Here is a 23093-nt window from a genome sequence, read left to right as displayed (position 1 = left end):
TATGAATGAAACTAAGAATTTATTTATTCAGGGGCTATGGAAAAATAACTCCGCATTGGTACAGCTTTTAGGGCTTTGCCCTTTATTGGCCGTTTCCTCTACAGCAACCAATGCCCTGGGATTAGGATTAGCGACAACGCTGGTTTTGATGAGTACCAATATGGCAGTGTCTGCCCTACGTCGTTGGGTACCCCATGAAATCCGTATCCCAATCTATGTGATGATAATTGCGTCTGTCGTCAGTGCCGTCCAGATGTTAATCAACGCTTTTGCTTTCGGCCTTTATGAGTCACTGGGAATTTTTATTCCCTTGATTGTGACTAACTGTATCGTTATTGGTCGCGCCGAAGCCTATGCATCAAAGAATTCAGTTTACCACTCGACGATTGATGGCCTTTCAATGGGGCTGGGGGCAACTTTCGCCCTATTTGTATTGGGTACTATACGAGAAATTTTGGGAAACGGGACTATTTTTGATGGTGCGGATTTATTGCTGGGTAGTTGGGCTAAATCACTACGTATTGAAATAATTCATCTGGACTCCCCTTTCCTGCTCGCCATCCTACCACCGGGTGCTTTTATTGGGTTAGGTTTGATGCTGGCAGGAAAATATATCATTGATGAACGCATCAGGCATCGGGCAGAAAATAAAGAACGCCAGTATAACGTAGAAAAAGGCTGTGGAAGCCATATTACAAGAAGCTGAAGAGTAACCAGATATGAATCAAAAAAAACGGATTGAGATACTCACCCGTTTACGGGATAACAATCCACATCCAACTACCGAGCTGGTGTTTAATTCTCCATTTGAATTACTGATTTCCGTATTACTATCTGCGCAGGCTACAGATGTTAGCGTGAATAAGGCAACGGCAAAACTATATCCCGTTGCCAATACCCCGCAAGCGATCCTTAATTTAGGTGTTGATGGTTTAAAGGAGTATATAAAAACCATTGGGTTATATAATACTAAAGCTGAAAATGTAATCAAAACCTGCCGGATATTGCTGGAAAAACACCAAGGAGAAGTACCGGAGAACCGCGCAGCACTAGAAGCATTACCAGGTGTCGGTCGAAAAACTGCTAATGTTGTTTTAAATACTGCTTTTGGTTGGCCAACCATTGCCGTTGATACGCATATTTTTCGTGTCAGCAATCGAACCCAATTTGCACCAGGGAAGAATGTTGATGAAGTCGAAAAGAATTTATTGAAAGTTGTACCGTCTGAATTCAAAGTTGATTGTCATCATTGGCTGATTTTGCATGGTCGTTATACCTGTATTGCTCGTAAGCCGCGTTGTAGCTCCTGTATTATTGAGGATCTTTGTGAATATACGGATAAAAACGAATAGTAAAAAATCTTAAATCTCCATTAGTCTGTCTCCTATTTAATTTTTACAGGGGGCAGACCGAAAAAATACCAAAACTGTTATTTTCCTACTGAAATTTATAGTTTTTTGTCAGTATTTATAGTTTTTTTAAAAATAATTAAAAGTATGTTGTAACTAAATATTTATTTTTCAAACGTTACCTAATACGGATTAGACTTTAATATAACTTAACAACACTACCGTATCAGTAGATGGGTAAATAATTATTCCCCGTTTCGGAAAACGACTGATTTGTGGTCTTACATCGCAATTTTTCCTGTTTTGATAAGATGTTACTTGCTCCATACTCTCGATTCGCGTAAAACTGTTGTCCAAAATTATCGATAATAACTCCATATTCCCCAGATATTATGTTTCAAAATAATCCGCTGCTTGCGCAGCTAAAACAGCAACTTCACGCCCAGACCCTACGTGTAGAAGGTTTAGTCAAAGGAACTGAGAAAGGTTTTGGATTTTTAGAAGTCGACGGCCAAAAAAGTTATTTTATTCCACCTCCTCACATGAAGAAAGTAATGCACGGTGATCGGATTACCGCTGCTATCCACACAGACAAAGAGAAGGAAATTGCCGAACCTGAGTCTCTGATTGAACCCTTCCTAACCCGTTTTGTAGGAAAGGTCCAGAAGAAAGAGAATGACAACCGACTATGGATTATTCCTGATCACCCATTATTAAAAGACACTATCCCTTGCCGTCCCGCGAACCACGTCAACCATACCTTTGAAAATGGCGACTGGGCAGTAGCTGAAATGCGCCGACATCCTCTGAAAGGTGATCGTGGTTTTCATGCTGAAATCACTGGCTATATTACGCAAGGTGATGACCACTACGCACCGTGGTGGGTGACATTAACTCGCCATGAACTGGAACGTGAAGCGCCAGTGATGATGGATTGCCAGTTGGACGATAATACTATCGAACGCACCGATCTGACCGCTCTTGATTTTGTCACTATTGACAGTGCAACAACCGAAGATATGGATGATGCCCTGCATATCACCAAAAATGATGACGGCAGCCTGAAACTTTCTATTGCAATTGCAGATCCTACTGCTTATATCAAAGCGGACAGCGAACTGGATAAAATTGCCTATCAGCGCAGTTTCACCAATTACCTGCCAGGTTTCAATATTCCAATGCTCCCCCGTGAGCTATCGGATAACCTATGCTCTCTGCGCCCTAATGTACGCCGCCCTGCCCTGGTTTGTCAGGTTTCAATTCTCGAAGATGGTCAATTGGGCGATGATATTCAATTCTTCTCTGCTTGGGTTGAGTCTAAATTTAAGCTGGTTTATGACGAAGTCTCAGACTGGTTAGAAGGCCAAGAAGGTTGGAAACCAGAATCAGCCGCCGTGACTAGCCAACTCACTATCCTAAAAGAGATGTGTGAACGTCGCAATAACTGGCGTCTGCAAAACGCGCTGGTTTTCAAGGAACGTCCGGATTATCGATTTATTCTTGATGAAAATGGCAATGTTGTTGATATCGTTATTGAACAACGCCGTTCAGCCAACCGCATTGTTGAAGAAGCCATGATCACAGCGAACTTATGTGCAGCTAAAATTCTGCACAATAAGTTAGGCTTTGGTATTTATAATGTCCATACTGGCTTTGAACCTACCCAGATTGAGCAGGTTATCGAAGTTCTCAAGGAACATAGCATTGAAGCTAACGCTGAAGCGCTACTGAAACTAGAGGGGTTCTGTGAACTGCGCCGTGAGCTGGATAGACAACCAACCCAATTCTTGGACAGCCGTATCCGCCGTTTCCAAACTTTTGCTGAAATCAAAACAGATCCAGGCCCACACTTTGGTTTAGGATTTGATGCTTACGCTACCTGGACATCCCCTATCCGTAAATACGGCGATATTATCAACCACCGTTTATTAAAAGTAATTATCCATCAAGTGGAGGTAGAAAGACCAACCGAAGATCTTTGCCTGCAATTAACCGAACGCCGCCGGGCTAACCGCATGGCAGAGCGTGATGTTGGTGATTGGCTCTATGCCCGTTTCTTGCAACCTCATGCTGGCACAGATAAAAAATTCCCAGCAGAAATTATCGATATCACCCGCGGTGGCCTGCGAGTTCGATTGGTAGATAACGGTGCCATCGCTTTCGTCCCTGGGCCATTTTTGCATGCAATTCGTGATGAACTTCAATGTAGTCAAGAAACAGGTTCCGTGTTGATTAAAGGTGAAACCGTTCACCGTTTGAATGATATTATCCATGTCCGTATTGAAGATGTCAGAATGGAAACCCGCAATATTGTGGCACGCCCTGTATAGACACATCTTACAAGTCATTTCTATAAAATATCTCTGCCGCCATAAATGGTGGCAGCTTTTGTATTTTGTAATAACAATAAGATGATAATCCATATAAGGACTTCCACATGTTATTTTCTTCGGTGAACCGAATAGGTTTCACAACCACCTTTGCTTCCTTACTTGGTGTTTTATTTACTTTTCCAGCCAGTGCAACCATTCATAACAATCAAATTTCTTACCAAAATGAAATATCGCCTGCAAGAGATCTCCGCAAGATAAATGAGATCACCCACCGACTTTCCATCTTAGAGAAAAATGCCAATGGCCGGCTTGGTGTGGTATTAATAGACACAGCTGATCATTCCACCATATCTTACCGTGCAAACGAGCGTTTTCCCCTATGCAGCACTAGTAAGTTAATGGCAGTATCCGCCATTCTGAAACAAAGCGAAACAAATGTTCACCTATTAAATCAACGAGTTCACTACCAACAATCAAATCTTGTTGAATACAGCCCAATTACGGAAAAATATCTCAACGATGGTATGACCTTAAGAGAGTTGAGCGCAGCAACACTACAATACAGCGATAATACGGCTATGAATTTGCTTCTTAACCAACTGAATAGTCCAAGTGAAGTGACACGGTTTGCCCGTACTATCGGTGACAATTCTTTTCGCCTCGATCGTCATGAACCCGAATTAAATACCGCTATTCCAGGTGATAAACGTGATACTTCTACTCCACAAGCTATGGCAAAGAGTCTATATAATTTAGTGTTAGGCAATGCCCTGGCTACAACACAACGTGAACAATTAACCGAGTGGATAAAAGGCAATACAACTGGTGGAGCCAGTATTCGTGCGGGAGTACCCAAGGATTGGATTGTGGGAGATAAAACAGGTCGTTGTGACTATGGTACAACAAATGATATCGCGGTAATTTGGCCCGTATCCAACAGAGCACCGTTGGTTCTGGTGACTTATTTTACTCAGCCAGATAACAAAGAAGCCAGCGCCCGTCCTGACGTATTGGCAGCAGCTACAAGCATTGTGACCAATAACAGGGGAAACGAAACAAGCAAGAAGTGAGCATTCATAGCCCTTTCCATGTTGACTGATATGGTAAATATTTATTCGATTAATTTAGTTTAATTAACAAGCTATGCAATTTATTGACTGCATAGCTTATATATAACGAGCCAGGCTTAACCTCCAGCCAATTTTACCTTCATTCCTTTTGCTTCCAGCAATTGCTTCAGTAAGTCACGTTTATCGCCTTGAATCTCAATTTCACCATTTTTGACAGCCCCTCCACAACCACATTTTTTCTTCAATTCGGCTGCCAAATTAGCCAAGGTTTGGTCATCAGCATCTATGCCAGTAATCACACAAACACCTTTTCCTTTACGGCCACTGGATTGACGCTGAATACGTACAATACCATCACCTTTCGGACGAGAAGGTTTTACTTTTTCCTCATAAATACGGCCACCATCCGTTGAATAAACTAAGCGAGAGTTATTATCCATGAATAATTCCAATAGATTGGTTAATCTGCTGTAGCGCTAATGCTGGATTTTCTGCTCTGGCAATTGGACGCCCGATCACCATATAATCCACCCCAGCCTGAACCGCCTGAGAAGGTGTCATGATCCGGCGCTGATCCCCCGCTTCTGTACCTTCAGGACGAATACCTGGGGTAATAAGTTGGAACGCTTGTCCACATACTGTTTTCAATTGCTGTGCTTCATGAGCTGAACAAACTACGCCATCTAAACCACACCGTTTTGCCAATAATGCCAAGCGCTCCGCATGTTGCACTGGAGTCATATCAACGCCTATACCCAAGAGATCAGATTGTTCCATACTGGTCAGCACTGTCACAGCAATCAACAGAGGTGCATCCTTACCATAGGGCAATAACACTTCTTTTGCTGCTGTCATCATTCTCGCACCACCACTTGCATGAACATTAACCATCCACACGCCTAGTTCAGCCGCAGCTGCTACTGCTCTCGCCGTTGTATTGGGAATATCATGAAATTTAAGATCCAAAAAAACATCAAAGCCACGCTGATGCAGCACCTGAACAAATTGCGGGCCATATAGTGTAAACATTTCTTTACCCACTTTCAGACGACAGGATTGTGGATCAATCTTATCGACAAATGCCAGAGCTGCATCCTGATTGTTATAATCCAATGCAACAATAACAGGCGAATCAATCTGTTTATCTAAAGTTTGAACTGTGTGGGAGGTCATTTCTAGGCCCTTTGATTTACTAATTAACTTGAATTGGTTATAAAAACTTTAATCACTAATGAATAGCAGCATAATAGTGACTGTCACTGGCCATCCAATCCTCGGATCGGTTTAATAGAGTCCCAAGAACGACATGATGGACAATGCCAATATAATGATCGGGAAGTAAAACCACATTTATAGCATCGATAATCAGGTTTTGTACGAATTTGCTCACCTACCATATTACGCAAAAGAATCAGGCTTTCTTTAGCCCGACCTTCTTCCGCTTCCGTCAAATGATAATCCATCAGACGATAAAACAACCTCATTGTTGGATGACGTTCCAATTGGAGGTTAATGAAATTTTGGGCGACATCACGTCCTTCCCTCCTTTCAAGGATATCGGCCATATGAAGTTCGGCGATAGCACCACAATTTTCTTCTACACAGCGTTGTAAAAAAGATTGCCATTCATCCTGTTGGGATAAATACTGGTAACATTCTTGCAACATTGACAAAGATTCACTAACCAATTGTTTATCCTGATCGAGAATACGTTTCAACGCATTGGTTGCTTTAAGATATTCCCCTTGAGCCATATAAATACGACCAAACATAATAGAAGCACGAGCGCAGTTTCTATCCGCCTGAGACGCTTTGTTCAAATAGCCGATCGCATCAGTAAAATCGTCACTGCCCATACATTGCAATGCCAACTCACAATAGAAATGGGCAATCTCTTCCCGAAAATGGTGCTTACCCAGTTTTACGAGTTTTTCGGCGATATCAACAGCTTTATTCCAATCACTAATTGACTGATAAATGGTTAGCAAGGAATTAAAGGCATTTTCACGGAAGTCAGTTTCGTCAACTAGCTGAATGAACATATTCTCAGCACGATCATAGACTCCCGCAGCCATATAATCTTGCCCAAGCTGTTGGATCGCAAGCAAACGCTGTTCAAACGTCAGGGAAGCACTTTCCATCAGGGACTGATGAATACGGATGGCTCTTTCAACTTCACCACGGGAACGGAATAGATTTCCTAGTGTTAGGTGGGTTTCAAATGCGGAACTATCCTCTTTCAGCATATCAAGAAATAAATCTACCGCCTTATCTTGCTGATTAGAAAGTAAAAAATTAACACCATCAACATATTCACGTGAAAGACGGTCAGCAGATTGTTGCTTATCTTGTTGAGCACTTCTGCGCCCCATATACCAGCCATAGGCAGCAGCAATGGGAAGCAACAGAAACAACAGCTCTAACATGGAGAATTATTCCTTGTTTAATACTACAGTAGATACGACTTTTTTGGATGATTCAGATGGTTGCCCCACTTGAGTTTCCAGTCGCTTGATTTTGCGTTTTGCATGTCGCAAAGAAATACTGGCGCGTAAGTAAAAAAACCCACAAATGCCCCAACCGAGGATAAAACCAACAGCAAACAATGCACCCAGTAGTGTAGATACAGAGTAATCACCCTTAGCAATCAAATAATTAAACGTCACTATCTGATTGTTATTTGCACCCAGTGTCACTGAGATAACAAAAACAACCAATGCCAGTAATAAGATCAGAAAATATTTCACATTTCTTCCTGTTATCTATTGTTGCTGATTGGTTATGCCAAATAACAGACATAGTGGCGTGTTAAATTAGCATTTCTCGTCTACATACGTCTACGTAAAGGAAGCAATTTATTGCAACAAATGCTGATTTCCTTCTTTTTGTGATAAATATATCTATAAAAATCTGCCTATAGTTTAGCATGTTAATATGTTTATCATTAAAGAACCTGATACTTTATATTCATCTATATTAAATAACTTCTGTTACAATGCATCGGCGTGCATGCGTTGTAATCAGAGAGAATTTCTTGCGTAGTTTTAGCTGATTTCTCAACCGGTATTGTCTTAAGTACCGCAATATTTATAACGAGTTAAATCAACATATGAATACAAAAATACAGCTAAAACGAGTAGCTGAAGCAAAATTACCTACGCCATGGGGCGAGTTTTTAATGATTGGATTCGAAGAAATCAAAACAGGCCGCGATCATGTCGCTCTTGTTTTTGGTGATATTTCTGGTGATGAACCTGTATTATCGCGGATCCACTCAGAATGTCTCACTGGAGATGCTTTATTCAGCCTGAGATGCGACTGTGGTTTTCAATTAGAAGCTGCGCTTTCGCAAATTAGTCAAGAAGGTCGTGGCGTTTTACTCTACCACCGTCAGGAAGGCCGAAATATTGGTTTGCTGAATAAAATTCGTGCCTATGCTTTACAGGATCAAGGTATTGATACTGTTGAGGCTAACCATCAATTAGGTTTTGCTGCCGATGAAAGAGATTTCACCCTGTGCTCAGATATGTATAAGTTGTTGCATATTAATGCAATTCGCCTTCTTACTAACAACCCTAAAAAAGTTGAAATGATGATAGAAGCGGGCATTAATATCACCGAACGTGTCCCACTGATTGTAGGGCGTAATCCCAAAAATGCTCATTATTTGGATACCAAAGCCAGCCGAATGGGTCATTTATTGTTCAAATCAAGCTAAAAGTTTTCCAATTAATTTCTAAAAATATAAGAAAACTGCGTCGGTGTGGGCGCAGTTTTTATTTCTAATAATGTTACTGAATTGGGGTGGTGCACCGACTGTCAAGCGGTGCCACTGACACCGCTACAATCTATACAAAACTTACTATTTCTTGTCTGCTGCGATACGATCACGAATGTGTTGAGCACGCTCCTGTGAAGGCGGGTGTGAATCAAACATACTGGTTTTACCACTACCCAATTTAGCCAGTTTCTCGAAGCTAGTTGCTAAACCTTCTGTTTTGATATTGCGTTTTTTCAGCAGATCATAAGAGAAATCATCAGCCTGACTTTCCTGATGCTGTGAGAACTGCGAATTGATCAGTTTTTCACCCAGCGCTGCAAGCTGAGAATCACTCAGCTGTGCGGCTACACCACCGGCTGATGCAGCTGCGGTACGTGCAGCAACTGTAGCATAAGCAACCTGCATTGCTTTACGGGTGTGGCCCAGTGCTACGTGACCCATTTCATGGCCTAGAACGCCTTCGACTTCATTATCGTTCATCATGTCCATCAAGCCGCTGTATACACGCACACAACCGTTAGCCATTGCCCATGCGTTCACATCATCAGTCAAATAAACTTTATAATTAACCGGTGTACCATTAATTTCGTTACCTAATGCTTTGGCAATTTTATTCAGGCGTTTAGTGTATTGGCTGGATGCCGATGCAATTTTATTCTGTGCATCCATATCATTACATGCTTGGTCAGATAACCGTTTGACATCAGAATCACCTAATGTCGCCGCCTGGAATAATTGCATTCCGGAGTGAGCCAGCATTCCCTGATCAAGATTCTTACAACCTGTCAGAATTACAGCAGAAACAGCTACTGCAACAAGAGCTTTCATTTTCATAATGTTGTTTTTCCTTTGCAATACATGCAACTATAGTATTTTCAGAGCATTGAAAGACTATGAATTTTGCTAAAAATCACAATAGGAATAAAAGCCAATATTTATGATTATGTGAAACTGATAGCATTTTTAAAAAATAATCAAATTATAAGTAGAATAATTTAGTTTAAATTTTTAAAAAAAATAGCTTTTCATTTATTTAAATGAGTTCTTAAAATGCCAGATCACTCTTTTATCGATTCTTTACAGAAAATTTCAACTAATTTGTCTATAGCCTGTTCCTTTTTAGATCGATTTTTTATTGGCTTAAAATTCTGATTTTGGAACAGGCTTTAGTTCAATTTATTATCCAATTATTATCCAAAATTCGAGTTATTTATGACAATTTTGTCATTTCAGCATATTACGAATCACATAATGTAAAATGCCATCATGATAGAAGTAAGCCAGTTCTGTTCCCGTATCAATGCGGCAACGGGCATCAATCACAATTTCCCGTCCATTGGTATAGGTAACTTTCACTGCAATTGTCTGCCCAGGCTGAATGTTAGATAATTCTGTAATATCAATTTTCTCTTCTCCCGTCAGGTTTAACGTTTTGCGATTAATACCTTTAGGAAACTCCAATGGCAAAACCCCCATACCAATCAAGTTAGAACGATGAATACGTTCAAAAGATTCTGCAATCACAACCCTAACCCCTAGTAATCTTGTTCCTTTTGCAGCCCAGTCACGGCTTGATCCTGAACCATATTCTTTCCCCGCAATAACGGCTAATGGTATTTTTTCCTCCTGATAACGCATAGCAGCATCATAAATAGCAAGTTGGGATTGTGAAGGAATATGACGGGTATATCCTCCTTCAACTCCTGATACCATCTCATTGCGAATACGAATATTGGCAAACGTCCCTCGCATCATGACTTCATGGTTGCCACGTCTTGAGCCATAAGAGTTAAAATCTTTTGGAGCAACACCATGTTCTTGTAAGTAACGTCCGGCAGGACTATCAGCCTTGATGTTTCCCGCAGGGGAAATATGATCTGTCGTAACTGAATCCCCCAAGATCGCCAAAATGTGAGCCTGATGAATGTCTGTAACAGGTTTAGGTTCAGCCGTCATATCACTGAAGAAAGGGGGATGCCGTATATAGGTGGAATCCGGCTGCCAAGCATAAGTCGCTGAACTTTCGACACGCAGGGATTGCCAATCTTCGTCACCATCAAACACAGAATCGTATTCTTTATGGAACATTTCGGTTCTGACTTTTTCAATCGCTTCTGCAACTTCTGTACTATCAGGCCAAATATCCTTCAAGTAAACATCATTACCTTGTTGATCTTTCCCAATAGGCTCTCGTGTCAGATCCTTTTTCATATTGCCAGAAAGCGCATAAGCTACCACCAGCGGCGGTGATGCCAACCAGTTAGTTTTCACCAAAGGATGAATGCGCCCTTCAAAATTTCGATTACCGGAAAGCACAGCTCCAACGGTTAAATCAGCTTGCTTAATCGCAGCTTCAATAGGATCAGGCAATGGCCCAGAGTTACCAATACAGGTAGTGCAACCATATCCCACTAAATTAAAACCAAGTTTTTCCAGATATGGCATGAAACCTGCCAATTCTAAATAACTTGTCACAACTTTCGAACCAGGAGCCAGTGAAGTTTTAACCCATGGTTGACGCTGCAAACCTTTTTCAACCGCTTTTTTGGCAAGTAATCCCGCTGTCATCAATACACTGGGATTAGAGGTGTTTGTGCAAGAGGTAATGGCAGCAATCACCACAGCACCATCTTGCAATGAAAAAGTTTGGTTATCTAAAGTCACTGATACCGCTGATGAGTGCTCTTGAGTTTTATGGATATCCAATTGCGTAGCAGACTGAAAAGCTTGCGGTACATTTCCCAATGCCACCCTGTCTTGAGGACGTTTCGGCCCAGCTAAACTTGCTTCAACCGTCGACATATCCAACTCTAAGGCACTAGTAAAGATAGGTTCATCCCCAGCATTACGCCATAGACCCTGAGTTTTGCAATAAGCTTCAACCAAAGCTATTTCTTCTTCATGACGCCCCGTTAAGCGCATATAATATAATGTAATGTCATCAACAGGGAAGAAACCACAAGTTGCACCATATTCAGGAGACATATTGGCAATAGTTGCCCGATCTGCCAGCGGCAAATCAGATAATCCATCACCATAAAACTCAACAAATTTACCCACAACACCGTGCTTACGCAACATCTGCGTCACAGTCAGTACAAGGTCAGTTGCTGTTATCCCTTCTTGCAATTTTCCGGTCAGTTTAAAGCCAACAACATCTGGGATCAGCATGGAAACTGGCTGCCCCAGCATTGCTGCCTCGGCTTCAATTCCTCCTACGCCCCATCCCAAAACACCCAACCCATTAATCATGGTTGTGTGAGAATCTGTTCCGACCAACGTATCAGGATAAGCAAAATCCTCACCATCCTGATTTTCATACCAGACGGCTTTCCCCAAATATTCCAGGTTAACCTGATGGCAAATCCCCGTTCCAGGAGGGACAACGCGGAAACGATTAAAGGCCTTCTGCCCCCAACGCAAGAACAGATAACGTTCATAGTTACGTGCCATCTCTATCTGGACGTTTTCTGAAAATGCCTGTTCAGTGCCAAATTTATCAACCATCACCGAATGATCAATCACCAAATCAACAGGGGATAATGGATTAACCTGTTCTACATTTCCACCGAGTTTCAACACAGCTTCCCGCATTGCAGCAAGATCTACGACAGCCGGCACGCCTGTAAAATCCTGCATAAGTACGCGGGCGGGGCGATAAGCAATTTCCCTGTCTGCATGACCGGTTTTTTGCCATTCCACCAGCGCCCGCAAATCATCTTCCACCACTGATTCACCATCAACATTGCGCAAGAGATTTTCGAGCAAAACTTTCAGTGACTTTGGCAGGCGGGATATATCGCCCAATTGTTCAGATAACAGAGGTAAGCTGTAATAGTGATAGGTTTTACTGCCAGTGGATTTGCTTCCAATCGAGAGCATTGAAGCACAGTTCGTTTTCAATTTAAACGACATAACTCCTCCTTTCTTATTATTGATGATTAGCTACCATTAAACATAACATATAAGAAAATATTTGTTATTCCGTGACCGCATATTTTACTAATTAGCTGTAAATCCTCATTTATTGATAAATTTTAATGATGACACCTCCAAAGTAGATATGTTTTATTCACGCCATGATAGTTTTATTGAATTAGCTCTAAATTTTCTACACATTTCTGGCTAATAGGTTTTAAATTGAAAAATGAAGGTATATTCAGAGTGCTCAATGAGTTTATTAGAAATTGGAGGAAAAATTATGGATACAGAAAAAAATAAAGAATACCAATATTATCTAAGCCGTATACAACAAGCAGACCAATTTTTTTCGGCTGGCATTGGCATTAGAGATAAATTTTCCTTGTCGGATTATAAAGTTAGTGATACAGATAGCCTTGTCCAATTTATTATTACTTCGAATATTGTTGATAAAACCAGTGTTATACAGAAAATGAATGAAATCAAAAAAATGCAGATCACCCTTTCTTCAATAGCCGTCGACTATATCACCAAATATACCAATATCCATGGCAAAGAATATAAGACTGACATTCAATTTTGGGGAGATATCATGGCAAAACTGCCATTAATGAGCATCATGAATATCGAAAACCAAACTTATCAGCATGAAATGAAAGGAATTTCTATTGCAACAAATTTACTCCAACTCATCATGGATATTATTTTAAATGCAAACTCCCCGAACCTGAAAAGCTTTTCCGATTTCTTGCAAAAACAAGGTGATGCTATAAGGCTAGGTTTAAAACGGAATGGAGATCATTATTCCACTCTCACATTATCCAGTGTTGTTGAAGCAATTGGAATTGAAGATCGGATCATGTATGTCCCTAAAATAAAACTCTATAAAATAGATTTTGACAGAACCAACTCAGAAGTAACGTCAAACTGTGCTTCTAACGAGAACGTTAATGTTGAATTTACTTATTCTTCTTGTATTTCCTTATTTAATTATCAAGCGTTAGAAAATCATGAAGTTAAAACAGCTTTCGATAATTTCATCCTTAAAAATCAAAAATCTTCAATTGAAGATTCTGACAATTTTTTCAGTGGTGAATTTAAGACAATGCTCCCCAAGGGGATATAAAATAAAAGATCAACCACCTCCCTGTTGCTTGGAGGTGGCCTAATCTTCTTGACACTATCTATCTTCTTTATATCTATCTTACTGACATTAAATATCTTTTTATATTATCGGCAATTCGATATCTTTGAACATTTCTTCGATTTCTTCATTGGAACGTAATGCAATAGCTTTATCCACAACATCACGCGTCAAATGTGGTGCAAAACGCCAAATAAAATCATACATATAACTGCGCAGGAAACTACTACGCCGGAATCCTATCTTGGTAGTGCTGTAACCGAATTGATCACGCATATCAATACGTACTAAATCACCGTCCTGAACGGGTTCTACGGCCATACTGGCAATCACACCAACGCCCAGCCCTAACCGCACATAAGTTTTAATCACATCAGCATCTGTTGCTGTAAATACGATTTTAGGTTTCAAACCAACCCGATCAAAAGCAACATCCAACTCAGAACGCCCAGTAAAACCAAACGTATAGGTTACAATCGGATATTCAGCCAGTTCTTCAATTGTCACATTCTGTCTACTAGCAAGAGGGTGATCTTTCGTCACCACAACAGAACGGTTCCAATGATAACAAGGTAACATAATCAGATCGCTATAGAGATGCAGTGCTTCTGTTGCTATCGCAAAATCACTATTTCCTTTGCATACCTCTTCCGCAATTTGCGTTGGAGAACCTTGATGCATATGCAGTGATACATTGGGATAACGTTCAATAAAGCCTTTAATAACTGGAGGTAAAGCATATCTTGCTTGTGTATGGGTGGTTGCTATATATAAAGAACCACGATCGGGATAAGTGTGTTCACTAGCAACAGAACGAATTGAATCAATTTTTGACAGAACCTCACGTGAAATACGGACAATTTCTTCACCAGCCGGAGTCACGTGCGTCAAATGTTTACCACTACGAGCAAATATCTGAATCCCCAGCTCATCTTCGAGCATCCTGACTTGTTTGCTGATCCCCGGTTGAGAGGTATACAACCCTTCTGCTGTAGAAGATACATTTAGATTGTGGTTAACCACTTCTACAATATAACGCAATTGCTGTAATTTCATATCAGCACTGTCCCTAATAATCAAAAGTATGAACGTTTTGTAGTTTAACCAATTTCTATATTGCTAATGGTTACTCACTTATAACTATATAGAATATATATTTGTAAGAATATAACCACTATAACACCTGCTATATATTTATATAACAAATAATTAAGTTGAGTAACTATTATCAAGCACCTGTTGCAGATATATTGTGTTTTAATTTTGTTGAAATATAAAAAAAGCCAGTCCATAGAACTGGCTTTTTAGAAAGAAAAGTTACATTTCTTATAAAAAAAGAAATATCTCTCTAAATATATTTCTATGAATTATACCCAATAAATGAGGATATAATGCACAAATTCATCTTAAAGATCGATTACTTTTCTTTCACAACCCAAGTCCCTTCAACAAAAAATGCAGCCCATCCGGTAGCTTTGCCATTTTTCTCTGACGAAACGTACTGCTGTTTAGTTTTACGGCTAAAACGAACAACTGTTTTATTCCCTTCAGGATCAGCAACAGGTGCTTCCGCTAAGTAACACAATTTTTCCGGTAAACGATCTTTGAACCGAACAAGCTCTTCAACCAATGGTGCTCGCGTTTCGCGAGATTTAGGGAAAGTGTTGGCTGCTAAAAATACTCCGGCTGCACCATCACGCAAAACAAAGTAGGCATCCGATTTTTCACATGCCAGCTCAGGTAACGGAACAGGATCTTCTTTCGGTGGTGCCACTTCCCCATTACGCAAAATTTTACGGGTATTTTTACATCCTTCGTTTGTACAACCCATGTATTTACCAAAACGTCCCATTTTCAGGTGCATTTCTGAACCGCACTTATCACATTCAACTATCGGACCATCATAGCCCTTAATGCGGAATTCACCTTCTTCAACTTCATAACCATCACACTCTGGGTTACTACCACATACGTGCAATTTACGCTGGTTATCAATCAAATAACTGTCCATCGCTGTACCACAATTTTTACAGCGACGACGAGCACGCAATGCATTGGTTTCAGCATCATCCCCTTCCAGGATATTTAGGATTTCATTTTCCGGGATAAGGTTAATCGTCTGTTTGCATCGCTCCTTAGGGGATAACGCATAACCAGAGCAGCCAAGAAATACCCCTGTTGTTGCAGTACGAATTCCCATTGGGCGGCTACAGGTCGGACACTCAATTGAGGTAATCACCATCGGGTTCGGACGCATTCCACCTTCATCTGGTTCTTTACTGGCTACATCAAGCTGCTCACTGAAATTAGAGAAAAACTCGTCCAGAACGCTTTTCCAATTCGCATCATTATTGGCTACATGATCGAGCTGGTCTTCCATTCTTGCCGTAAAATCATAGTTCATTAATTCGTTGAAGTTTTCTTCCAAACGATCGTTAACGATTTCACCCATTTTCTCTGCGTAGAACCGCCGATTCTCAACGCGAACATAACCACGCTCTTGAATAGTTGAGATAATTGATGCATAAGTCGATGGACGACCAATCCCGCGTTTTTCCAACTCTTTGACCAAGGACGCTTCACTGAAACGCGCAGGTGGTTTTGTAAAGTGCTGGCTTGGTATCAACTGTTGCAAATCAAGCTCTGTGCCCACTTCCACCATCGGCAAAGTATTATCTTCATCTCCTTTGCGCAACGTCGGCATGACTTTTGTCCAACCATCAAAACGCAGAGTACGGCCTTTGGCGCGTAACTCAAAATCGCCAGCCTGAACGATCAATGTCGTGGAATCATATTTCGCAGGGGTCATCTGACAAGCAATGAATTGACGCCAGATAAGCTGATACAATTTTTGTGCATCAGTTTCCATATCTTTCAACTCTTCTGCCATGACATTAACATCAGAAGGGCGAATCGCCTCATGGGCTTCCTGAGAATTTTCCTTACTGCTATAAACATTAACACTTCTTGGCAAGTATTTATCACCAAAATGGTTGCTGATATAATCACGAACCATTTCCAACGCATCCTGACTCAAGTTAGTTGAGTCAGTACGCATATAAGTGATATACCCAGCCTCATATAAGCGTTGTGCCATCATCATAGTTTTCTTAACCCCAAACCCAAGCCGTGTACTTGCAGCCTGTTGTAATGTTGAAGTAATGAATGGTGCACTCGGCTTACTGGATGTCGGACGATCTTCACGCTCAATGACTTTGTATCTCGCTTTCTCAAGCAAAGATACTGCTGACTGCGTTTGTTGCGCATTTACGGGCTTAAATAGTTTTCCCTTCTCATGGCTCACTTCCATATGGAGGGCAGTATTATCCTTCGCCATTAAATCTGCGTGCAGTTGCCAATATTCCTCCGGCACAAATGCCTTAATTTCTCTTTCCCGCTCAACCACAAGGCGAACTGCGACAGATTGCACCCGACCAGCGGACAAACCTCTGGCAACTTTTTTCCACAATAGCGGGGAAACCATGTAACCTACAACGCGATCCATAAAACGGCGAGCCTGCTGGGCATTCACACGGTCAATATTCAATTCACCAGGATTATCAAAAGCCTGTGTAATTGCATTTTTGGTAATTTCATTGAATACAACCCGACTGAAACGGGAATCATCCCCACCAATCACTTCCCGCAGGTGCCAGGCAATAGCCTCCCCTTCGCGGTCAAGGTCCGTTGCAAGATAGATATGATCAGCTTTTTCAGCCAGCGTTTTCAGCTCTGAAACAACTTTTTCTTTACCTGGCAAAATTTGATAGTTCGCTTCCCAACCATGATAAGGATCGACGCCCATACGAATTATCAGCGCCGTTTTCTCATCTTTTTTTACTTTCTTTTTGTTCTTATCGGTAGATGAGCTTGAACTCTTTTGACTCACTGTCCCACTCGTCGGCAAATCACGGATATGACCTACACTGGATTTTACAACATAGTCATTCCCCAGATATTTATTGATTGTTTTGGCTTTTGCCGGGGACTCTACTATAACAAGAGCTTTAGCCATAGTTACCTTTACCTAATTATCTTCTTTTCAGATGGCGAAAATCACGGCGTTATGTTGCGATATATAAAATAAAACCTCTTTTTATATTGCGATAGATTTGCAAGATATCAACTAATTTTTATCTTGTACTTTTGTTTAAGCGCAAAACCCTTTGAAATATTTAGGGTATTTTATATACCTACACAAACCATGCAATTGTATGTTTTAACAGTTGTAAACAAAATCTTCCATCTGCATGACGAAAAGCCCACACTCTACCTGATAAAAAACGATGCGCAACAACTTATTTCTTGAAGGAGCACAATAAATGAAAACTGAAATTATGCCCATTAAGCGAGAATAGTCACCGGAAAAAGCAAATGAAATCATTAACACACATGAAATTTTTGTCAAAAAATATGCAGGCAATAAAGGTTATATAAATCTCCTCTATTTACCCGCATATATCTGCGACAGTTCTTGATAATTGATTTTTCCGTTACAGCAAAGGTTTTTCTCCCCTTTGCCACCAACGCATAAACAATTTGTCAACGTTCTCCATTGCACTCCCCATCAAACGGTCTATGGCACGTTTGCGGCGATAATAATTGACGCCGATTACTTCACAATGTTCAATTTTTTCAATCAGAAAATCATCACTGACATCCACATCATCAATCAACCCATTTTCTTTTGCTTGTGTACCGTACCAATACTCACCAGTAGCTACGTTTTCCACATCCAAAGACGGACGATATTGATGGATAAATGATTTGAATAATTTATGCGTTTCGTTTAAATCTTCCTGAAATTTTTTGCGACCCTGCTCAGTATTTTCTCCCAGAACAGTTAGAGTACGTTTATATTCACCAGCAGTATGCAATTCAACATCAATATCGTTTTTCTTCAATAACCTATGAATATTTGGTACTTGAGCCACAACGCCAATGGAACCAATAATTGCAAATGGTGCAGCAATAATACGATCCGCCACACAAGCCATCATGTATCCACCACTTGCAGCTACTTTATCCACGGCGATTGTCAAGCGTATCCCTTTCTGCCGCAAACGAACCAATTGAGATGCTGCCAGTCCATATCCATGAACCACACCACCAGGGCTTTCCAGACGCAGCAAAACTTCATCTTTTTTATCGGCCACGGCCAGTATTGCACTGATCTCTTCGCGGAGTGAATCCACTTCACGGGCATCCATACTACCTTTAAAGTCCAAAACATAAAGATTTGACTTCTGTATACCTTTCTGACCCGTTTTGGCTTCCATTTTTTTCTGTTTAGCGTCACTTTTTTGCTGTTTTTTAAATGTTTTTTGCCAAATTTTTTGTTCTGCTTCACTCATTCGAGCCTGCTGCATCTGGCGCTGTCTTTCCTTATATGACTTACCAAGATTAGTCAGCTTCAATTCCCCTTTGTGCATTGTCTTACGTACACCTAATCCGATACAAACGACCGCCAGAATGATGATTGCTAAGACCACCGTGAGCACTTTGGCTAAGAACAATCCGTATAGAGACAAATATTCCACAGCTCCACCTTTATTAATTGATGAACAATATGTTTGTTCCATTCTAACTAAAAACCGAATGCCTTGCTCTAACAGTTTGTTCAATCTGGTCTCAATTGGAATTCTACTTTTTGCTAATTTTTTGCCAACTAGTGCAAATTTGACGGGAACCATCCTAAAATGGCAAATCATAAATTCACAAGTAATGCAGGAAGATTGCCCGATGTTTGATTACCAACCCAATAATCATCTGCTACAACAAAAAATCATTTTAATAACCGGTGCTGGCGATGGCATTGGGCGCGAAGCCGCGCTGACTTATGCTCGCCACGGCGCACAAGTTATTTTGCTGGGACGTACTACCGCAAAACTGGACGCAGTCAGGCAAAAAATTGCAAACGATGGTGGTTTACCTCCTGACATTTATACGATGGATCTGCTGACAGTGACTGCAGAAGAATGCCAAACTTTCGCCAACGATCTGGTACAGCGCTACTCACATTTGGATGGTGTTTTGCACAACGCAGGACTTCTTGGCGCTATTTCCCCTATCGTCGAACAGCCTGTTCAACTTTGGCATGAAGTGATTCAGGTAAATGTCAATGCCACTTTTATGCTGACTCAGGCATTACTTCCTCTATTATTAAAATCCACCAGCGGTTCTTTGGTTTTCACCAGCTCCAGTGTCGGCCGTGAAGGCAGAAGTGGTTGGGGAGCATATGCTGTTTCCAAATTTGCTACAGAAGGCCTAATGCAAGTTTTAGCACAAGAATATCGGGAGACTTCCCTGCGAATTAACTGCATCAATCCCGGCGGAACACGTACCAACATGCGAGCAAGTGCCTTTCCTGATGAAAACTCCGCTAAGTTAAAAACACCAGCGGATATTATGCCCGTCTATCTTTATGTAATGGGAGATGACAGCCGAAATGATTCCGGCATCAGTTTTGATGCTCAACCCGGACGCAAAGCGGGACCAGCCGAATAATGACCAGAGATAACAGCCAGTACCAGAAAAGGCAACAACGCCTGAAAGAAAAAGTCGATGCCCGTATTGAAGCAGCACAGCAAGAACGGGGGATTGTCATTGTGTTCACAGGAAACGGTAAAGGAAAAACTACCGCTGCATTTGGCACAGTTATTCGTGCAATCGGACATGGACAACGTGCTGGCGTTATCCAATTCATTAAAGGGACATGGGAAAGCGGTGAAAGAAACTTACTGATACAACAAGGTGTTGAATTCCATGTGATGGCAACAGGTTTCACATGGGAGACTCAAAATCGCGAATCAGACACAGCAGCCTGCCAGACAGCCTGGAAACAGGCTGTAGTAATGTTATCTGATCCTTCATTGCGCCTGGTGGTACTGGATGAATTAACCTATATGGTCAGTTACGGTTATTTAGAACTGACCGATGTTCTGACTGCCCTCAAACAGCGTCCTGCTCATCAAAGTGTAATTATCACTGGCAGAGGATGCCATCGAGAATTACTGGAATATGCCGATACGATTACGGAAATGCGTCCAGTAAGACATGCGTTTAATGCCGGAATCAAGGCACAAAAAGGCGTTGATTGGTAAATGAATCCGCTGTTTCAGTATCAACTTAGATAAATGCTGATATGGGCTGAAACAGCGGCTTGCTTGAGTGTATTAACGACCTTTAGATGTCGTTTTCTTCCCTGCATTCTGACGAGAACTGCTTGCAGGACGTTTCCCCGCTGGACGGGATGCAACCTGACTATGTCGTCTTACCGCACGGCGGATCTGATTAGCCTTAACGCGGCGTTGATCGCGCCCAACAGCGACTTTAGTCACAATCTCTTCATCCAACTCAACCAACTGACGTAAATAGTTAGTCTGTTCCAATCCCAACTCAGCCCAACCACCACGCGGCAAACCTTTTGGCAGATCAATATCACCATAACGCACACGGATCAGGCGGCTGACTTGAACACCAACCGCTTCCCACAACCGCCTGACTTCGCGATTACGGCCTTCTGTCAGAGTGACGTTGTACCATTGATTAATACCTTCTCCACCTTTAAACGCAATGGTCTTAAACGAGGCAGGGCCATCTTCCAGTTGTACACCTTGTGTCAATTGACGAAGTTTTGCATTATCTACTTCACCGAACACACGAACTGCATATTCACGCTCAACTTCACGGCTTGGGTGCATTAAACGGTTAGCCAATTCCCCATCTGTAGTAAACAGCAATAACCCGCTAGTATTAATATCCAGACGCCCTACCGCAATCCAGCGTGCGCCTTGCATTTTTGGCAGACGATCAAACACAGTCGGACGGCCTTCAGGATCATGGCGGGTACACAATTCACCTTCCGGTTTATAATAAGCCAAAACACGGCAAACTGTTTTCTGTGGCTCTTTGATATTTAAGATCCGTCCATCCAGACGAATTTTTATTGCGGGATTAACTTCGATTCGATCACCCAACGTTGCGATCTTACCATCAACGCTAATGCGCCCTTGTTGGATATACCCCTCGATTTCGCGACGGGAACCATGACCAGAACGCGCGAGAACTTTTTGTAACTTTTCTGTTTTATCGCTCATTGAGCAACCTCTATTGTCGCCTTCACAGGCGTCGTAATACTAAATAAAAATTGAATCGTATACTTTATAAAAATCGTACACTTTATAAAAAAGGCGTTACATCACCTTCGCCTTCACGAAGAATTACTGGTGAATCCCCAGTTAAATCTACTACCGTCGTCGGTTGCTGCCCAAGATAACCACCGTGAATGATTAAATCAACTTGTTTGCCCAAAGTATCCTTGATCTCTTCAGGATCAGATTCAGCAAAATCATTTCCGGGCAAAATCAAGCTACATGACATCAGTGGTTCACGCATCTCTTTCAGCAGTGCCAACGCAATAGGATTTGAAGGAACACGCAAGCCAATGGTCTTGCGTTTTTCGTTCATCAAGCGACGAGGTACTTCTTTTGTCGCCTGTAAAATAAAAGTGTAATTGCCTGGCGTGTTATTTTTGATCAACCTGAACGCCTGGTTATCTACATGAGCATAAATGGCAATTTCAGACAAATCACGGCACATCAACGTAAAATTGTGGCGTCCTTCCAATTGGCGAATACGACATATACGGGTCATAGCATCCTTATTTTCAAGGCAACAACCGATGGCGTAACCTGAATCAGTAGGATAGATGACAACTCCCCCCTTTTTCAGTACGTCCACACTCTGGTCAATAAGACGAGATTGTGGATTGTCAGGGTGGATATAAAAAAACTGGCTCATACAATAACCTCTATACTTCTATGCAGTCCCAAGCCGTGACCAGTCGTGCCATATCGGTACAACATCACCGGGTAACCACAAATTACGCCCAAGTTCTATCCATGAACAAGGTTGGTGAAAATCCGATCCTAATGATACTTTCAACCCATATTCTCTTGCCAGTTGACCAAGTTGTTGTCTTTCATTAGGGGCTTGCTGGCACTGTGCAACTTCCATTGCATCACCACCATGTTGCTTAAACCAAACTATTAACCGTTTTAACCATTTCATCGACAAATTATACCTGCCAGGATGGGCAATCACGGCCTGTCCCCCTGCCTGGTGAATGGTTTCAATAGCCTGTTCAATTGTACACCATTGCGGTGGGACATAACCGGTTTTTCCCCTTACGAGATATTTTTTGAACACTTTCGGAATAGTCGGTTCAACTCCCGCGTCTACCAAATAACGGGCAAAATGGCCGCGAGTGACTTGTCCACCATTGGCTAATCTAGATGCACCTTCCCATGCATCGGCAATGCCTGCTTTGGCCAACCGTTGCCCCATTTCAATACCACGCTGTTGCCTTAAATCAACTTGATGCGCTAAAAACTTTATATGGACACCGACTCAATGCAAGTGGGCAACCTATTTTTCTTTTTTGACAACAGTAGTCGCAAACATATATTCGGCTTCAAAGAGCCCTGATGAAAA

Annotated in this window: 19 protein-coding genes and 1 pseudogene; 8 read left to right on the top strand and 12 right to left on the bottom strand. The window is 41.5% G+C overall.

All coding sequences use genetic code 11. The features are described 5' to 3' along the window. Position 1 precedes the first annotated feature (1 nt). The 4 genes from Xentx_RS03270 to bla all read left to right on the top strand — a co-directional run bounded on the left by Xentx_RS03270 (position 2) and on the right by bla (position 4752). Positions 2-706, top strand: coding sequence for an electron transport complex subunit E (locus Xentx_RS03270; RefSeq protein ID WP_074018850.1), 705 nt, complete (start codon positions 2-4; stop codon positions 704-706). 13 nt (positions 707-719) lie between these two features. Continuing rightward, positions 720-1352: an endonuclease III gene (nth, locus tag Xentx_RS03265; RefSeq protein ID WP_074018849.1), complete on the top strand. Its 633-nt coding sequence runs from the start codon at positions 720-722 to the stop codon at positions 1350-1352. A 389-nt stretch (positions 1353-1741) separates the two neighbouring features. Next, a complete protein-coding gene (locus tag Xentx_RS03260) occupies positions 1742-3679 on the top strand; it encodes an exoribonuclease II (RefSeq protein WP_074018848.1) in 1938 nt (645 codons plus the stop codon). Positions 3680-3786: 107 nt separating this feature from the next. Continuing rightward, on the top strand, positions 3787-4752 hold the full coding sequence (gene bla / locus Xentx_RS03255) for a class A beta-lactamase (protein WP_074018847.1): 966 nt from the start codon (positions 3787-3789) through the stop codon (positions 4750-4752). A 116-nt stretch (positions 4753-4868) separates the two neighbouring features. Here the strand turns inward: bla and yciH are convergent, their stop codons facing one another. The 4 genes from yciH to Xentx_RS03235 form a co-directional block, all read right to left on the bottom strand. Beyond that, the gene (gene yciH / locus Xentx_RS03250; protein ID WP_074018846.1) at positions 4869-5192 is read right to left on the bottom strand and encodes a stress response translation initiation inhibitor YciH; all 324 of its coding nucleotides are present in this window, start codon (positions 5190-5192) and stop codon (positions 4869-4871) included. Beyond that, positions 5185-5925: an orotidine-5'-phosphate decarboxylase gene (gene pyrF / locus Xentx_RS03245; protein ID WP_074018845.1), complete on the bottom strand. Its 741-nt coding sequence runs from the start codon at positions 5923-5925 to the stop codon at positions 5185-5187. Before pyrF ends, yciH begins: the two co-directional genes overlap by 8 nt. A gap of 83 nt (positions 5926-6008) precedes the next feature. After that, positions 6009-7178: a lipopolysaccharide assembly protein LapB gene (lapB, locus tag Xentx_RS03240; RefSeq protein WP_074018844.1), complete on the bottom strand. Its 1170-nt coding sequence runs from the start codon at positions 7176-7178 to the stop codon at positions 6009-6011. A gap of 6 nt (positions 7179-7184) precedes the next feature. Beyond that, complete coding sequence (locus Xentx_RS03235; protein WP_074018843.1) at positions 7185-7499, bottom strand: LapA family protein; 315 nt, start codon at positions 7497-7499, stop codon at positions 7185-7187. Between the two features lie 362 nt (positions 7500-7861). Here Xentx_RS03235 and ribA point away from each other — a divergent pair, with 362 nt between their 5' ends. Next, the gene (gene ribA / locus Xentx_RS03230; RefSeq protein ID WP_074018842.1) at positions 7862-8470 is read left to right on the top strand and encodes a GTP cyclohydrolase II; all 609 of its coding nucleotides are present in this window, start codon (positions 7862-7864) and stop codon (positions 8468-8470) included. 144 nt (positions 8471-8614) lie between these two features. On the opposite strand, the gene loiP is transcribed toward ribA, so the two are convergent. Further along, positions 8615-9367, bottom strand: coding sequence for a metalloprotease LoiP (loiP, locus tag Xentx_RS03225; RefSeq protein ID WP_074018841.1), 753 nt, complete (start codon positions 9365-9367; stop codon positions 8615-8617). Between the two features lie 390 nt (positions 9368-9757). After that, the gene (acnA, locus tag Xentx_RS03220) at positions 9758-12448 is read right to left on the bottom strand and encodes an aconitate hydratase AcnA (RefSeq protein WP_074018840.1); all 2691 of its coding nucleotides are present in this window, start codon (positions 12446-12448) and stop codon (positions 9758-9760) included. A 256-nt stretch (positions 12449-12704) separates the two neighbouring features. On the opposite strand from acnA, the gene Xentx_RS03215 reads away from it, so the two are divergent. Beyond that, on the top strand, positions 12705-13580 hold the full coding sequence (locus tag Xentx_RS03215) for a hypothetical protein (protein WP_244149812.1): 876 nt from the start codon (positions 12705-12707) through the stop codon (positions 13578-13580). Between the two features lie 99 nt (positions 13581-13679). Here Xentx_RS03215 and cysB read toward each other — a convergent pair whose 3' ends face one another. The 3 genes from cysB to sohB all read right to left on the bottom strand — a co-directional run bounded on the left by cysB (position 13680) and on the right by sohB (position 19138). After that, complete coding sequence (gene cysB, locus Xentx_RS03210; RefSeq protein WP_074018839.1) at positions 13680-14654, bottom strand: HTH-type transcriptional regulator CysB; 975 nt, start codon at positions 14652-14654, stop codon at positions 13680-13682. A 361-nt stretch (positions 14655-15015) separates the two neighbouring features. Beyond that, positions 15016-17613, bottom strand: coding sequence for a type I DNA topoisomerase (topA, locus tag Xentx_RS03205; RefSeq protein ID WP_074018838.1), 2598 nt, complete (start codon positions 17611-17613; stop codon positions 15016-15018). Between the two features lie 478 nt (positions 17614-18091). Next, on the bottom strand, positions 18092-19138 hold the full coding sequence (sohB, locus tag Xentx_RS03200; RefSeq protein WP_074018945.1) for a protease SohB: 1047 nt from the start codon (positions 19136-19138) through the stop codon (positions 18092-18094). A gap of 202 nt (positions 19139-19340) precedes the next feature. On the opposite strand from sohB, the gene Xentx_RS03195 reads away from it, so the two are divergent. Together Xentx_RS03195 and cobO are read left to right on the top strand one after the other, a co-directional pair. Then, a complete protein-coding gene (locus Xentx_RS03195; RefSeq protein ID WP_074018837.1) occupies positions 19341-20105 on the top strand; it encodes a YciK family oxidoreductase in 765 nt (254 codons plus the stop codon). Continuing rightward, a complete protein-coding gene (cobO, locus tag Xentx_RS03190; RefSeq protein ID WP_074018836.1) occupies positions 20105-20701 on the top strand; it encodes a cob(I)yrinic acid a,c-diamide adenosyltransferase in 597 nt (198 codons plus the stop codon). The genes Xentx_RS03195 and cobO overlap by 1 nt, the downstream gene beginning before the upstream one ends. Positions 20702-20773: 72 nt before the next feature. On the opposite strand, the gene rluB is transcribed toward cobO, so the two are convergent. The 3 genes and pseudogenes from rluB to Xentx_RS03175 form a co-directional block, all read right to left on the bottom strand. Beyond that, complete coding sequence (gene rluB, locus Xentx_RS03185) at positions 20774-21697, bottom strand: 23S rRNA pseudouridine(2605) synthase RluB (RefSeq protein ID WP_074018835.1); 924 nt, start codon at positions 21695-21697, stop codon at positions 20774-20776. Positions 21698-21779: 82 nt separating this feature from the next. Further along, positions 21780-22400, bottom strand: a complete 621-nt coding sequence (locus Xentx_RS03180; protein WP_074018834.1) for an L-threonylcarbamoyladenylate synthase — start codon at positions 22398-22400, stop codon at positions 21780-21782. Positions 22401-22418: 18 nt separating this feature from the next. Then, a pseudogene (locus tag Xentx_RS03175) lies at positions 22419-22988 on the bottom strand (PHP domain-containing protein); the annotation flags it as partial. Between the last annotated feature and the right edge of the window lie 105 nt (positions 22989-23093).

It is taken from the genome of Xenorhabdus thuongxuanensis (assembly GCF_001908095.1).
In the GTDB taxonomy this organism is placed as follows: domain Bacteria; phylum Pseudomonadota; class Gammaproteobacteria; order Enterobacterales; family Enterobacteriaceae; genus Xenorhabdus; species Xenorhabdus thuongxuanensis.
The sequence above is the reverse complement of the archived record's forward strand: the minus strand, read 5'-3'. Positions and strand labels throughout refer to the sequence as shown.

Excerpts from the sequence above, each read along its gene's own strand:
- cysB (WP_074018839.1), bottom strand. The coding sequence starts at position 14,654 with ATGAAATTACAGCAATTGCGTTATATTGTAGAAGTGGTTAACCACAAT.
- pyrF (WP_074018845.1), bottom strand. The coding sequence starts at position 5,925 with ATGACCTCCCACACAGTTCAAACTTTAGATAAACAGATTGATTCGCCT.
- bla (WP_074018847.1), top strand. The coding sequence starts at position 3,787 with ATGTTATTTTCTTCGGTGAACCGAATAGGTTTCACAACCACCTTTGCT.
- rluB (WP_074018835.1), bottom strand. The coding sequence starts at position 21,697 with ATGAGCGATAAAACAGAAAAGTTACAAAAAGTTCTCGCGCGTTCTGGT.
- Xentx_RS03270 (WP_074018850.1), top strand. The coding sequence starts at position 2 with ATGAATGAAACTAAGAATTTATTTATTCAGGGGCTATGGAAAAATAAC.
- cobO (WP_074018836.1), top strand. The coding sequence starts at position 20,105 with ATGACCAGAGATAACAGCCAGTACCAGAAAAGGCAACAACGCCTGAAA.
- lapB (WP_074018844.1), bottom strand. The coding sequence starts at position 7,178 with ATGTTAGAGCTGTTGTTTCTGTTGCTTCCCATTGCTGCTGCCTATGGC.
- acnA (WP_074018840.1), bottom strand. The coding sequence starts at position 12,448 with ATGTCGTTTAAATTGAAAACGAACTGTGCTTCAATGCTCTCGATTGGA.
- Xentx_RS03260 (WP_074018848.1), top strand. The coding sequence starts at position 1,742 with ATGTTTCAAAATAATCCGCTGCTTGCGCAGCTAAAACAGCAACTTCAC.
- Xentx_RS03215 (WP_244149812.1), top strand. The coding sequence starts at position 12,705 with ATGAGTTTATTAGAAATTGGAGGAAAAATTATGGATACAGAAAAAAAT.
- topA (WP_074018838.1), bottom strand. The coding sequence starts at position 17,613 with ATGGCTAAAGCTCTTGTTATAGTAGAGTCCCCGGCAAAAGCCAAAACA.
- loiP (WP_074018841.1), bottom strand. The coding sequence starts at position 9,367 with ATGAAAATGAAAGCTCTTGTTGCAGTAGCTGTTTCTGCTGTAATTCTG.
- nth (WP_074018849.1), top strand. The coding sequence starts at position 720 with ATGAATCAAAAAAAACGGATTGAGATACTCACCCGTTTACGGGATAAC.
- Xentx_RS03195 (WP_074018837.1), top strand. The coding sequence starts at position 19,341 with ATGTTTGATTACCAACCCAATAATCATCTGCTACAACAAAAAATCATT.
- yciH (WP_074018846.1), bottom strand. The coding sequence starts at position 5,192 with ATGGATAATAACTCTCGCTTAGTTTATTCAACGGATGGTGGCCGTATT.
- ribA (WP_074018842.1), top strand. The coding sequence starts at position 7,862 with ATGAATACAAAAATACAGCTAAAACGAGTAGCTGAAGCAAAATTACCT.
- Xentx_RS03180 (WP_074018834.1), bottom strand. The coding sequence starts at position 22,400 with ATGAGCCAGTTTTTTTATATCCACCCTGACAATCCACAATCTCGTCTT.